Annotated in this window: 10 protein-coding genes; 6 read left to right on the forward strand and 4 right to left on the reverse strand. The window is 44.9% G+C overall.

Annotated features, from left to right (window positions below; all coding sequences use genetic code 11):
• Positions 1-9: 9 nt before the first annotated feature.
• Together JSY38_RS08965 and JSY38_RS08970 are read right to left on the reverse strand one after the other, a co-directional pair.
• The gene (locus tag JSY38_RS08965) at positions 10-2271 is read right to left on the reverse strand and encodes an ABC transporter permease subunit (protein WP_205116535.1); all 2262 of its coding nucleotides are present in this window, start codon (positions 2269-2271) and stop codon (positions 10-12) included.
• A gap of 129 nt (positions 2272-2400) precedes the next feature.
• Positions 2401-3369 carry a PstS family phosphate ABC transporter substrate-binding protein gene (locus JSY38_RS08970; RefSeq protein ID WP_114411371.1) on the reverse strand — a complete coding sequence of 323 codons (969 nt, stop codon included), beginning with the start codon at positions 3367-3369 and terminating at the stop codon, positions 2401-2403.
• A gap of 377 nt (positions 3370-3746) precedes the next feature.
• On the opposite strand from JSY38_RS08970, the gene JSY38_RS08975 reads away from it, so the two are divergent.
• The 6 genes from JSY38_RS08975 to JSY38_RS09000 all read left to right on the forward strand — a co-directional run bounded on the left by JSY38_RS08975 (position 3747) and on the right by JSY38_RS09000 (position 11790).
• Positions 3747-4265 carry a TRAP transporter small permease subunit gene (locus JSY38_RS08975; RefSeq protein WP_114411370.1) on the forward strand — a complete coding sequence of 173 codons (519 nt, stop codon included), beginning with the start codon at positions 3747-3749 and terminating at the stop codon, positions 4263-4265.
• Positions 4265-5653, forward strand: a complete 1389-nt coding sequence (locus tag JSY38_RS08980) for a TRAP transporter large permease (protein ID WP_205116537.1) — start codon at positions 4265-4267, stop codon at positions 5651-5653. Before JSY38_RS08975 ends, JSY38_RS08980 begins: the two co-directional genes overlap by 1 nt.
• Before the next feature lie 60 nt (positions 5654-5713).
• Positions 5714-6673 carry an NADPH:quinone reductase gene (locus JSY38_RS08985; RefSeq protein WP_205116538.1) on the forward strand — a complete coding sequence of 320 codons (960 nt, stop codon included), beginning with the start codon at positions 5714-5716 and terminating at the stop codon, positions 6671-6673.
• Positions 6674-6878: 205 nt separating this feature from the next.
• Complete coding sequence (locus JSY38_RS08990) at positions 6879-7652, forward strand: AraC family transcriptional regulator (protein WP_114411367.1); 774 nt, start codon at positions 6879-6881, stop codon at positions 7650-7652.
• A 317-nt stretch (positions 7653-7969) separates the two neighbouring features.
• A complete protein-coding gene (gene putA, locus JSY38_RS08995; RefSeq protein WP_205116540.1) occupies positions 7970-11092 on the forward strand; it encodes a bifunctional proline dehydrogenase/L-glutamate gamma-semialdehyde dehydrogenase PutA in 3123 nt (1040 codons plus the stop codon).
• Between the two features lie 14 nt (positions 11093-11106).
• Entirely contained in the window at positions 11107-11790 is a 684-nt protein-coding gene (locus tag JSY38_RS09000) for a 1-pyrroline-5-carboxylate dehydrogenase (RefSeq protein WP_205116543.1), read from the forward strand.
• A gap of 93 nt (positions 11791-11883) precedes the next feature.
• Here the strand turns inward: JSY38_RS09000 and JSY38_RS09005 are convergent, their stop codons facing one another.
• A complete protein-coding gene (locus JSY38_RS09005) occupies positions 11884-12996 on the reverse strand; it encodes a TRAP transporter substrate-binding protein (RefSeq protein ID WP_205116545.1) in 1113 nt (370 codons plus the stop codon).
• Positions 12997-13271: 275 nt separating this feature from the next.
• Positions 13272-14378, reverse strand: a complete 1107-nt coding sequence (locus JSY38_RS09010) for a TRAP transporter substrate-binding protein (protein ID WP_205116547.1) — start codon at positions 14376-14378, stop codon at positions 13272-13274.
• Positions 14379-14640 lie beyond the last annotated feature (262 nt).

The following is a 14640-nucleotide window of genomic DNA, read 5'->3' on the forward strand; positions in this document are numbered from 1 at the left end:
CAGTACTCATTATAGCGACCCGTATTTTTTGCGTAGGTGCTGACGCACGGTTTCAGCGATTGTGTTCACCACAAAGGTGAAGATAAAGAGCACAAATGCCGCCAAGAACAAGATACGATAGTGAGAACTTCCCACTTCTGACTCAGGCACTTCCACCGCCAAGTTGGCAGCAAGCGTTCGCATACCTTCAAAGATGTTGAAGTCCATAATTGGTGTATTACCTGTTGCCATCAATACGATCATGGTTTCACCAACCGCACGACCCATACCAATCATGACAGCCGAGAAAATACCTGGGCTTGCAGTCGGTAATACGACACGCGTCATGGTCTGCCAATACGTTGCCCCCAATGCCAATGAACCTTGAGTTAAGGCTTTTGGCACACTAAAGATGGCGTCTTCGGTAATAGAGAAGATAGTCGGGATAACCGCAAAGCCCATGGCAAACCCCACCACCAGCGCGTTGCGTTGGTCAAATGTGATACCAAGATCATTGGTAATCCAGCCACGAATATTGCCGTCAAAGAAGCTCAGCTCGATGATTGGACTCATTGCCAAACAAAACCAAGCCAAGAAAACGATGACAGGAATCAACAACAATGGTTGCCAACCTTCAGGCACCATCCAGCGAATTTGCTGAGGCAGACGCGACCAAAGATAAGCAAACAATAGAATGCCAACCGGAAGTACAACGAAAATACTGAAGGTCGCCGCTAGATTTTCTTCTAAAAAAGGCGCGAAGAACAAACCGGCTAAGAAACCTAAGATTACTGTCGGCAAGGCTTCCATTAATTCGATGACAGGTTTGATCTTACGACGCAGAGCTGGAGCCATGAAGTAAGCCGTATAGATTGCACCGCAAATAGCCAACGGTACCGCCATTAACATAGCGTAAAAAGCCGCTTTTAAAGTACCAAACGCCAATGGCATCAAACTGTATTTAGGCTCAAAATCATTGTTCGCTGCAGAAGACTGCCAAGTATAAGTCGGCTCTTGATACCCTTCGTACCAAACCTGCCCCCACAAAGAAGACCAAGACACTTCAGGGTGCTCGTTATCTACGTAGAAGAAGTGCAATCCCTTGTCATCTTCTAGAAGTAAGCCGTTTGCTCGCGGTGCAAAACTGATTAGACGAGCATTATCATTACTCAATTTTTCGTTTAGTACTTGGCGAGTCGAAGTGGCATTATAAATAGCAACCAAGCCGCGCTCATCTAGCGTTGCAAAGCCTTTACGACGTTGCTCCATTGCCAAATCAACAATGGCAATGGGCTGTTTAACATCACGGATAAAAGTGAGTTTCTCTTCGTTGGTTTCGTCATTACGAACATTGAACCACTGGCTCACTCGGCCAGAAGAATCCGCCACCATGATGGATGATTTGCCTAGCAGATACGTCATCGATACCAGCTTGGTATCGGCCTCTTTGATTAAAGCGATCTCGTCTTTTAATTCAATATTATCAAAGTCACGCAGGTCAAACTCGCTCATCGCGCCAGATCGCGTCGCAACATAGAGATAACGTTGATCACCACTCAGCAGCATACTAGCTACATCAGGAACAAATGGTAACGGCTCGCTTTGCTCACTCAATTCCACTTCTTCGGTAATGAAGTTAACGTCTTTCGTTACCTTAGTAATCGAGCTGCTTGAGTCGCCAATCGCAGCGATAGTTAAGCTGTCACTGCCGTCGCGCACTGTTAATTTGTTGATAGTAAAATCCGCAACATCAATGGGATCTTCACCGTAAGGGTATTCAACTATAGGAGTGATCTTACGTGTGCCATCAGGATAAGAAATTTTGTAATTATGCTTTACGATTAACGCTTTGCCATCTTCATAACCAAACGCTATTAAACGACTGGTATCCGATTCAACTGCAAAGGCGGTGACTTTTTCAGAACGAATGTTCTTGATGTTGTCGATTACACTGCCATCAGCAACAGAGAAGAAGACAATGCTACCATTACTCGTCACTCGCATCCCGACTTCAGATTGCTCTTCAGTGGTTAAATAAAGACTTTTACCTTGATCTTCTGCAGGCAAAGAATAACTCGCCTCAAGATCAACACTGGCGCTAGAGAACAAAGGCGCCACTTCATAAAGTAAATAGAAGCAAATCAGCAGCACAGCTAAAATAACACTGCTGCCCCCTACGGCAATCCCCATTCCGGCCATCCGGTCTTTTAGGGCGCGAATTTTACGATGACGCTTTAAAACTGGCGTATTGAAATCCAGTTCAGGCATCTGATGGTCAGTTGATTTAGTCATCCGCATTCATCTTTGTTGTGTGACGTTTTTATGTGACAGTAGTATGACAGCCTACGAAGAAAGAAAAGTAGGAGAGCGTTTCGGCCCTCCTACTTTAAGCATTTCATCCGTAGCTCGCTACAGCGTTACTTAGTTAATACCTAGATCTTTCAAGTACTTACTAGCTACTTTCGCTGGAAGAGGAACATAACCGTCTTTTACAACAACCTCTTGACCCATTTTAGAAAGTACCATTTTAACGAATTCACGTTGTAGTGGTTCAAGCGGCTTATTAGGCGCTTTGTTTACATAAACGTAAAGGAAACGAGACAATGGGTATGCGCCAGTTGCTGCGTTTTCAATCGTTGCATCGATGAACTTACCACCTTCTTTCTTCGTCAAAGGAACAGCGCGTACAGAAGAAGTTTTGTAACCGATACCAGAGTAACCAATACCGTTAAGAGACGTAGAAACAGACTGAACAACAGACGCAGAACCTGGTTGCTCGTTTACAGAGTTTTTGAAGTCACCTTTGAAAAGAGCATGCTCTTTAAAGTAACCATAAGTACCAGATACAGAGTTACGACCAAATAGCTGAACATCACGATTTGCCCAAGCGCCAGTTAAACCAGCTTTACCCCAGTTAGTGATGTCTTCACTGTGTCCACCCTTACGAGTAGAAGAAAAAATGGCATCTACTTCTGGAAGAGACAAACCTTTGATTGGGTTATCTTTGTGTACGAAAACTGCTAGAGCATCGATTGCCACTGGAACCGCTGTTGGCTTGTAGCCGTATTTTTTCTCAAACGCTGCGATCTCTTTGTCTTTCATTTGACGAGACATAGGGCCGAAGTTTGACGTACCTTCAGTTAGTGCTGGTGGCGCAGTAGAAGAGCCAGCCGCTTGAATTTGGATGTTCACATTTGGATACAGGCGTTTAAAGTCTTCCGCCCACAATGTCATCAAGTTTGCTAGGGTGTCAGAGCCAACACTTGAAATATTGCCAGATACGCCACTTGCTTTGCTGTAAGACATCAAATTTGAATCAACATCAGCAAAAGCGTTAACAGAAACGCCTACCGCTGCTGTCATTGCTAAACTTGCAACTAGTTTTTTCATCACATAAACCTCAGTGGTTGTAGTCAAATATTTATGAGCAACTGCCCATAGCTCGTTCGATGTTTTGTACTATAGGAAAGTTATGTGACAGAAATGTTAAACAATGAAATATTTCAAAATTAATTTAATGACCTCACAAAGCGACAACTTTCAGATCGTCAATTTTTCTCGTTCAAACATCAGTTTCATCCTATTACATCGATGTTTGCCAGTGAAAACCATCTAATTCCTTATAAACAGCCTCTAACTTGCCTTTCAAGACTCCAGTCATATTCCCAAGCATGACGTTATCCAATAGACTAACCATCCGGATTTTTTGGGTAAAATTGCCTGAGTAGATATCCGATAAAAATGATTAAAAAACTGTGGGTACTTTAATGTTAAATAAATTGGTCAGTTCCGCTGAGACCATCTCCCATTATCTGGGGAAATGTGTTGCTTGGTTAACATTGGCGATGATGCTACTTACCTGTCTCATCGTATTGTTGCGTTATGGCTTTGATATTGGTTCGATCGCATTGCAAGAGTCTGTTCTATATCTGCATGCTATGGTTTTTATGTTGGGCGCGGCCTACACCTTTAAGGACGATGAACACGTACGTGTGGATGTCTTTTACCGCGAGTTCTCTGCCACTAAAAAAGCTTGGGTCAATATCATTGGCGGCATCTTCTTTTTGCTGCCTTTTACTCTTTATACCGCCTATTTAAGCTTGGATTATGTTAGTGCAGCTTGGCGGGTATTAGAAACCTCTCCAGAACCAGGTGGTTTGCCTTTCGTTTATCTGCTGAAAACTCTCATCCCTATTATGATGGTAACTCTTATCATTCAAGGTGTTGCTGATATTCTCAAAAACATTGGTGTTATAACGGCTAAAAACGCGAAAGGACAAAACTAATGGTTGAATTTATCCCCTTATGGCTCTTTGCTGGCGTTTGTGTCTGCTTGTTATTTGGTTACCCAGTGGCATTCTCCCTTGGCGGTACGGCCTTAATTTTCGCGGCTGTTGGCTCTGCCTTTGGTACGTTTGATGGCGTTTTCCTGGAAGCCCTACCAAACCGTTTATTCGGTATTATTGGTAACGAGACGCTGATTGCTGTCCCGCTTTTTGTATTAATGGGCGTGTTATTAGAAAAGTCCAAATTGGCGGAAAAACTGCTGGATTCTATGGCCATGCTGTTTGGCTCTATGCGCGGCGGTTTGGGTATTTCGGTTATTTTGGTTGGCATGTTACTGGCTGCGAGTACCGGTATTGTTGGTGCAACTGTAGTAACAATGGGGATGATCTCGCTACCTACTATGCTACGTCGTGGTTATGACCCTGCGCTCGCCACAGGCACAATTTGTGCGACGGGAACATTAGGGCAAATCATTCCACCTTCGATCGCCTTAGTTTTATTGGGCGATGTCATGTCAAATGCGTTTCAAAAAGCGCAGCTAGAAATGGGTATTTTCTCACCGAAAACCATCTCTGTTGGCGACTTGTTTGTCGGTGCTTTGATTCCAGGCTTGATACTTGTCGGCCTGTATATTCTTTATGTCATTATGGTTGCTTGGTTACAGCCTCACAAAGCCCCTGCGGTTCCTCGCGAAGAGTTGCGCAATGGTTCTACTGAGCCGTTAGCCATCCAGCTGATCAAAGGTCTACTGCCGCCTTTAATATTAATTTTTGCGGTTCTTGGTTCAATCCTAAGCGGGATTGCAACACCGACAGAAGCTGCTGGTGTTGGTGCTCTTGGTGCAGCACTATTGGCTTGGGGCAGCGGTAAACTAAGCTTTCCAACGCTAAAAGATGCCGTTTATTCAACCACAAAAGTCACCTGTATGGTGTTCATGATTCTAATTGGTGCCTCTTTATTTTCATTGGTGTTCCGCGGCTTTGGTGGCGAAGAGTTAATTCAAGACTTCTTCTCTCAGCTACCTGGCGGTGTGGTGGGTGCCATGATTGTTGTGATGTTGCTAATGTTCTTTCTTGGCTTCATTCTAGACTTTATTGAGATCACCTTTGTGGTGGTACCCATCGTGGCGCCTGTGCTATTGGCCATGGGTCTGGATCCGGTTTGGTTGGGCATAATGATGGCGATCAACTTACAAACGTCATTCCTAACGCCACCGTTTGGCTTCGCGCTGTTTTATTTACGTGGCGTAGCGCCCCCAGAGGTTAAAACTCAGTCTATCTACAAAGGGGTGTTACCTTTTATCCTAATCCAAGTATTTGTATTAATAATGTTGTCAGTGTGGCCAGAGTTAGCGACTTGGTTACCAGAACAGGTTTACGCGGATTAATACGAATACATTTGAACAACTTATGAAAAACAAAAATGCTCATTAAGTTAGGACAAAAACATGAAAGCAATGCAAATGAAAGACTACGGTCCTGCCAGCGATTTATCGCTGGCAGAGGCCAATAAACCAAGCATTACCGAAGATCAAATTCTTGTGAAGGTAGGCGCAGCAGGTGTTAATCCAGTGGATACTTATATCCGCTCTGGTACCAACAATTATTCTGCTACTTTCCCTCATACTCCGGGGTCAGATGGTGCCGGTACGATTGTTGAGTTAGGTGCTAACGTCACTGGCTTAGAGATTGGTCAACGTGTTTACTTCAGCCGTAATCTAACAGGATCTTCTGCCGAATTTACAGCATGTGCAGCCACTCACACTTACCCGTTAGCCGAAGCTTTGTCTTTTGAAGAAGGGGCTTGCCTTGGCATTCCTTATACTACAGCACACCGTGCCTTGTTTGGCCGTGCCAATGGCAAAGCAGGCGATAAAGTATTAGTACATGGCGCAACAGGCGCGGTAGGCATTGCCACTGTGCAATTAGCTCTAGCTGCGGGAATGGATGTGGTTGCCAGTTCAGGCACGACAGAAGGCGCAGAGTTGCTGCGCCAGCAAGGTGTGAAAACCGTTATTATGCACAATGAAGCGGATCACCTTGCGCCTTTTCAATCACTAGAAGCAGGCTTCGATATCGTTATCGAGATGCTAGCAAACCACAACTTAGATCAAGACTTAAAAGCCTTGGCCTTTGGCGGTTGCGTCGCTGTCGTAGGGAACCGTGGCACGGTTGAGATCAACCCTAGAGATTTAATGGCTCGTGATGCGTCTGTCGTTGGTGTAGCCTTGGCAAACACTAAACCTGCCGAGCTTTCCTTGATTGCGAAAGCCTTACGTCCTTTGTTTGAAAAAGGCGTTCTAAAGCCTGTTATTCGTCACAGCTATGCGCTAACAGAGTTAGCTCAAGCCCATGAAGATGTATTGAAACCTGGTGCCCTAGGCAACTTGGTTATTCGTATCAGCTAACATTAGCGAATATGACTCAAGCACAGCGCTTTATTCGTTCTCTATGGGATAAAGTGCTGTGTTTACTATTTTCTTCACGTATTCATTTATACTGCGTTAAAACGCAATTCATGCGGTAAAATCCGATATCTTCACAAAAATCCGCTACTAAAGAGCCCTTAAGGCCGCTATACTTTCTCACTTATGTTTATTCCAAAGGCGCACTTTGACTCAGTCTGATTCCGATGTTTTCAGCCTACCTGCCGAAGCGGACACACACGATCACGACTATCACCAACTAGTGGTAGTACTGGATGGCAACACCGATTTCGACATCCAAGGTAAAGGCAAACAGCTACATACAGGCGAAGGTTGTATCCTTCCGTCTGCGAATAGCCACGCCTTTGCAGGGTTAGGTGAAAACCGCATCATGGTGGTCAATCTGCCCATTCCGCCGCAAAAAAGCATTACTGACGAAGAATACGAAGTAGTTTCTCGATTATTTGATCAAGCGGCTTATTTTCAACTTAACCCCCGTTTGCAGATTCTAGCATCCGCCCTATCCGGTGAATTGCAGCAATATCCGAATGACCTGATGTTAGCCCGCGCCTGCGGTAACACTCTGCTAAGCGCCATACGCCATCAAATCAATAACAAAGATGTCCGCACCCGTGGTAACCAACTGGATATCGACAAATTAGACCAATTTATCGAATTAAACCTGTCTCGCCGTGTGCATATAGACCAACTGGCTAACTTTTGCTTTTTGAGTGTCAGTCAGTTTCACGAACGTTTCAAAGATCGCACCGGCATGACGCCGCACCAGTACCTAATGCGCAAACGCCTAGAGCGAGCACAAAGTTTACTGGCCGAAGGTTTTCCACCTATTCAAGTGGCAGAAATGTGTGGCTTTTCAAGCCAAAGCGCCATGACCAACGTGTTTTCTCAAACCCTTGGCATTACGCCATTAAAATACCAAAAACAATTCAGTAACCGCTGATTTTTGGTCTTAATTCATTAAGCACAACAACCCTGCCTCATTTGTAAGTATTACCATCACCTCCTCACAACTTCTGCATGATAATAAATTACTGCTATGCTTATTCTTGTCCAGTCGGACTTTCTTATAAAAAAAAACGACTTTTTCGAAAGACAATTTATCCCTTCTGTCACTAAAGTGTCAGCATTATCCAGACATGCATTTTTTTGATTCAGCAGAGTGAAAAGCAGTCAAAAAAACGCTTAATGCTCTATAACAATATGCGGCCTTAATAAAACACCAAGCGGTTTTTTATATTAACGCGGGAGAATCCAACCATGTTTAAAGCGATTGAGGTGTTACAACCTAACTTCATTCAGCGTCCACTCAATGAATTGTGGCAGCTTATTTCCCCTCTTTACAATATGGATGAAGAGAAGTGGTTAAAGGAATTGCTACCTTTAGCAAAACCATCTGAAGGTGAGCTAGAAAACCAAACCAATGCAGCCGCAAATTTAATTGCCGACGTGCGCCAAGACGACGACAGCATGTCGATGATTGACGCCTTGTTGCTAGAGTACAGCCTAGACACCAAAGAAGGCATTTTGTTGATGTGTTTAGCTGAAGCACTCATGCGTGTACCAGACAAAGAAACGGCCGACGCTTTTATCAAAGACCGTTTGAGCGTTGCCGATTGGGCATCTCACGCAAAAAATTCAGATTCCTTCTTCGTTAATGCCTCCACTTGGGGCTTATTGTTAACGGGCAAAATCGTCACTATGGACGAGAAAAAAGATGGAACACCAGCTAATTTAGTGAACCGCATGGTAAACCGTGTTTCTGAGCCGGTGATTCGTAAAGCGATGAACCAAGCAATGAAAATCATGGGGCATCAGTTTGTACTAGGTCGCAGCATTGAAGAAGCCTTGTCCCGTGGTAAAAGCTACCGTGACAAAGGTTACACATACTCGTTCGACATGCTTGGTGAAGCCGCACTGACCTCTGCTGACGCTGACAAATACCTAACGTCTTATATGAAAGCGGTCGAATCTGTTGGCAAAGACACCTACAGTCAAAAGCACCGCCCAACTATTTCTATCAAGTTATCAGCCCTTCACCCGCGTTATGAAGTGGGCTGTGAAGAACGTGTAATGACAGAATTGTTCGACAGTGTTAAAGGCTTAATCACCAAAGCTCGCTCGTTGAATGTTGGCATCACAATCGATGCAGAAGAAGCAGACCGTCTAGAGTTGTCTTTGCATTTGTTCGAAAAACTTTATCGTGACGAATGCACTAAAGGCTGGGGCTTATTTGGCCTTGTTGTGCAAGCCTATTCAAAGCGTGCGCTACCGGTTTTAGTTTGGTTGGCAGCACTGTCTAAAGAACAAGGCGATCGCATTCCTGTGCGCCTGGTGAAAGGCGCTTACTGGGATTCTGAGATCAAGCTTTGCCAACAACGCGGCATCAATGGTTACCCAGTGTACACTCGCAAAGAATCTACAGACGTGTCTTACTTGGCGTGTGCGAACTTTCTATTAAGCGAACACGCTCGTGCAAACATATTTCCCCAGTTTGCTAGCCATAACGCACACACCATTGCGACCATTAGCTGCATCGCCAAACAATTAGGCGCCAGCGCTGACGAATACGAATTCCAGCGTTTGCACGGTATGGGGGATGCCCTATACAACCGATTGATCAAAGACAGCGACATCTGCGTACGTATTTACGCGCCAGTGGGCAGCCATAAAGACTTACTACCTTACTTGGTTCGTCGTCTGCTTGAAAACGGCGCTAACAGCTCATTCGTTCACCGCCTGATTGACGCCAGCTACCCAATTGCAGATTTGATCGACCACCCAGTGACAACGCTTGAAAGCCGTAAATCATTAGCTAATCCGCATATCAACTTGCCAGCTAACTTGTTTGACGACCGCAAAAATTCGTTTGGCCCAAACATCGAAATTGATTCTGATTGGACCCCTTTCAAAGCCAAAATCGACGTTTTCATGGGACAAGACACTCAATGGCGCGCTTTCCCTATCGTTGGAGGTGAAAAAGTAGCCACTGGACAGTCGCATTCGATTGAAAGTCCTTACGACCATAGCCAAACGGCTGGTCAAATTGACTGGGCAGACGCAGCGACAGTTACTAAGGCAATTAACCTTGCTGAAGCGGCATTCCCTGCTTGGTCTGCACGTCCAGCAACAGAGCGTGCTGATTGCCTAGATAAAATGGCAGATTTGATGGAAGAAAACTACGCGGAACTAATGGCTCTTTGCCACCGTGAAGCAGGTAAAACCATTCAGGACAGCATCGACGAAGTTCGTGAAGCGGTGGATTTCTGTCGCTACTACGCGCAACAAGCTCGTAGCCATTTTGCCGACCCAACAAGCTACACAGATTTCTTAGGCAATGAAAAACAAACCAAGCTAAACGGCCGTGGCGTATTTACTTGTATCAGCCCATGGAACTTCCCATTGGCCATCTTTACAGGCCAAGTAGTTGCCGCCCTTGTAGTCGGTAACACTGTGGTTGCGAAACCGGCTGAGCAGACCAGCTTAATCGCTTTCCGCGCCATCGAAATGCTACACCAAGCAGGCGTTCCAACTGACGTACTTCACCTATTACCAGGCGATGGCGCGACTGTTGGTGCTCCGTTGACGAGCGACAAACGCATTGCCGGCCTTGCCTTCACAGGTTCTACTGGCACAGCACAATTGATCAACCGTACTCTAGCAGCTCGTGGCGTTGCACCAGTGCCAGTAATTGCCGAAACAGGTGGCCAAAACGCTATGTTAATCGACTCCACGTCATTGCCTGAGCAAGTGGTTCGTGACGCGGTTCGTTCAGCGTTTGCTTCTGCAGGGCAGCGTTGTTCTGCATTGCGAGTCATGTTCGTACAAGCGGACATTGCAGACCGTGTCATTCCAATGATCAAAGGTGCCATGCAAGAGCAAACTGTTGGTCTACCTTACCTGCACAGCACAGACGTGGGTCCGGTTATCGACAAGAAAGCCCAAGACATGTTGCTTGAGCACATCAAACACATGACCAAAGAAAGCAAGCTGATTGCCCAAGCAGAGCTTCCAGACTTCGCAAAAAACGGTACTTTCGTTGCACCAACGGCATTTGAAATCAGCAGCATTGACCAGCTAACGGATGAGAAATTTGGACCTATCCTTCATGTTGTACGCTACAAAGCTCGCGATTTGGATAAGATCATTGACACCATCAATAACTCAGGCTTTGGTTTAACCATGGGTGTGCACAGCCGTAACGAAACCACATGTGCTCGCATCGCGAGTCGCGCTCGTGTTGGTAACCTTTATATCAACCGTGACCAAGTCGGTGCTGTGGTTGGCGTTCAGCCATTTGGCGGACAAGGCTTATCTGGCACAGGACCAAAAGCCGGTGGCCCACATTACCTTCAACGCTTCGCTATTGAGCAAGACCTTTAAGGGGAGACATTACTATGACAATCGTACAACCTATCCAAATTCAGGTCGCTCAAAAAGTCTTCGAAGCATGGGATAAGCTTGGTGTGAATGGACGTGCAGAAGCACTAAAAAAAGCCCTTAATACCTTCCCAGATGCACAAAGAAAAATGGCTGCATGGCAAATAGACAATGCCGAAAAATCCATCGCAGAAACCCGCGTAATGCCTGGGCCAACTGGTGAGCGTAACGAACTTTCAAATCAAGGCCGTGGCGTATTTCTTTGCTCGTCTTTTATCGAAGGCGATAACGCAAAAGTTGGCTTAGTTGGTCAAGTGTTTACTGCGCTTATTGCAGGTAACCCTGTCATTACAGTCGGCCCAACGGGTCAAGAAGTCATGGATATGATTGCGCCATTCGTAGCGGAAGGTGTGGTACAAAATATTGCCGAATCTGCGCAAGATTCGTTGATAGAAGCAGATCATCTTGCAGGTATTGCAACACTTTGCGACCCTGCGCAAGCACAGCAGTTTAGCCAGCGCCTTGCAGCAAAAAGCGGCCTAATCTGTCAATTGGTTGAAGAAACCGATGCAGAGAACCTGAGCAGCATTGCCAAGCCTCATTACTTGTTGCGCTTCGTTACCGAACGCACCGTGTCTAACAACACAACCGCAATCGGTGGCAACGCGACACTGCTTGAATTGGGTAGCATGAACGACTAATTCCTCGTTCGATAAATCGATATGCTATAGAACGAAATAGCCCTTCTACAAGAAGGGCTATTTTTTTATCTATTGATCAGTACTTAACAAGTCTTACTCAAGCTCACGAGCATTGATGTAAGCACGCTCAGACACTTCGTGCCACGCTCTGACTTTACTATTAAATGCTTTGAAAGAGTCATACACTTTTTGACTCATTGGGTCAGCTGCCGCCACTTCCTCTAAGGTTTGTGCAGACGCATTTTTCAAAGCAACTAAGACTTCTCTTGGGAAGGCTTTAAAAACAACGTTGTGCTCATTCACCAGTGTTTCTAGTGCTGTATTATTACGTGCCGTAAATTCATCCAGCATGTCAGCATTCACTTGGCGAGTTGCCGCTCGTACAATCAATTGCAGATCTTCAGGTAAGGCTTCAAACGCGTCTTTATTATAAAGCGCTTCCATAGTGGAGCCCGGCTCATGCCAGCCAGGGTAATAGTAGAATTTAGCCGCTTTGTACAAGCCAAACGCTAGATCATTGTATGGACCTACCCATTCTGTCGCATCAATAGTCCCAGTTTGCAGTGCTGTAAATATCTCACTACCAGGCAAGTTAACGGGTGTTCCACCGACTTTTTTCAGCACTTCACCACCTAAACCTGGCAGACGCATTTTCAAGCCTTGGAAATCAGCAAGAGAGTTAATCTCTTTATTGAACCAACCTCCCATTTGTACCCCAGTATTACCTGCTGCCATCGGGATAAGATTAAAAGGCGCGTATGTTTCTTCCCATAGTTTTAAGCCACCACCGTAGTGAAGCCAAGAGTTCATTTCTTGTGCGGTAAAGCCAAAAGGAACCGCAGAGAAAAACTGTGCCGCTGGTGCTTTGCCTTTCCAGTAAAAAGCACCGCCATGACCCATTTGTGCTGTGCCACGAGAAACCGCATCGAACACTTCCAATGCGGGAACCAATTCGCCTGCTGCATACACTTTAACCGTTAAGCGACCATTGGACATGGCAGTAATATTTTTCGCTAGATCTTCTGCTGCGGTGCCTAAACCGGGAAAGTTCTTTGGCCATGTAGTGACCATTTTCCAATTAATAACATCGGCCGTTGTTTCTGCCTTTGCTGTTGTTTTTTCTTCTTCAGATCCACCACAAGCAACCAAGGTTGCTGCTGTCAAGCCAACTAATGCTAACTTGCCCCACGATTTTATTGTTCTCATTTATTATCCCTAGGAGACTAATTTACCTTTATTTTTATAAGAAACTTGGCTCGACACTACAAGCAAGCAACAACGAGTTAAAACTAACTCTATAGCCATACCTTATGCGCTAAGTGGTTTTAATAGTATTAATTGCAATATAAAGGCTCAAGGCTTTTTTATGGGTATTGTTCATCTAAATTAATAATACCCATAAAAAAAGCTCCGTTATATTTGCTAACGAAGCTTTTTATATCAATGACCTAGGTATGCCTGCAATATCCTATAACAAGTAACTATTCAAGCTCACGAGCATTGATATAAGCGCGCTCAGATACTTCGTGCCACGCTCTTACTTTCGCGCCAAACTCTTTAAATGAGTCATAGACTTTCTGACTTAATGGATCTGCAGCTGCTACTTCTTCTAATGTTTCAGTAGAAGCTTTTTTCAGCGCTATCAATACATCATCAGGGAAAGATTTCAACATCACGTTATGTTCATTGATTAACGTCTGGAGTGCCGCGTTATTCAATGCGGTGAATTCATCCAACATTTCTGCGTTTGCTTGGCGAGTCGCAGCACGTACGATTAGCTGAAGATCTTTTGGTAAGGCTTCAAACGCTTCTTTATTGTAAAGCGCTTCCATTGTAGAACCTGGCTCATGCCAACCTGGGTAGTAATAGTATTTAGCTGCTTTATAAAGACCGAATGCAAGGTCGTTATATGGGCCAACCCACTCGGTTGCGTCAATCGCGCCCGTTTGCAAAGAGGTGAAAATCTCTCCGCCAGGCAAGTTCACCGGGATGCCACCAATTTTTTTAATAACTTCACCACCAAGGCCTGGAATACGCATTTTTAAACCTTGAAAGTCTGCCAAAGAATTTACTTCTTTGTTAAACCAGCCACCCATTTGTACACCGGTATTACCCGCTGCCATTGGGATCAAGTTAAATGGCGCGTAAATTTCTTCCCACAGTTTCAAACCGCCACCGTGATGAATCCAAGAATTGATTTCTTGTGCAGTGAAACCATAAGGAACCGCAGTAAAGAATTGCGCTGCAGGGGCTTTGCCTTTCCAGTAATACGCTGCACCGTGACCCATTTGTGCTGTGCCACGAGAAACCGCATCAAACACTTCCAATGCGGGAACCAATTCACCTGCCGCATACACTTTTACATTGATACGTCCGTTAGACATCTCGTTGATACTTTTTGCTAGGCTTTCTGCGCCAGTCCCTAAACCAGGCAGGTTTTTAGGCCAAGTTGTGACCATTTTCCAATTAACGACATCGGCTTTTTTCTCGACTTGAGCAGTTTCTTTTTCTTCAGATCCACCACAGGCAACCAACGTTGCTGCAGCCAAACCGACTATTGCCAGTTTACCCCACGCTTTTATTATCATTTTTTATCCCTCAGGAGACTGATTACATTTATTGTTATAAGACTTAGCTTTCAAACCAAAGCAACACTAATTACTTTTCATTTCTTCCTTTTGTATTGAGGAAGAAATTCGAACTTTTATACATATTTTCTGCACTAAGTATTTTGAATAGTATGAATTGCGCTGTCAGCGCTCAAGTCTTTTTTGATATTTCTTTCTTTCATCGCTCGATTCATCCCCTCTGTAAAACAAAAAAGCCCCGTTATCAAAGATAACGAGGCTT

This window comes from Marinomonas foliarum (genome assembly GCF_016906065.1).
In the GTDB taxonomy this organism is placed as follows: Bacteria; Pseudomonadota; Gammaproteobacteria; order Pseudomonadales; family Marinomonadaceae; genus Marinomonas; species Marinomonas foliarum.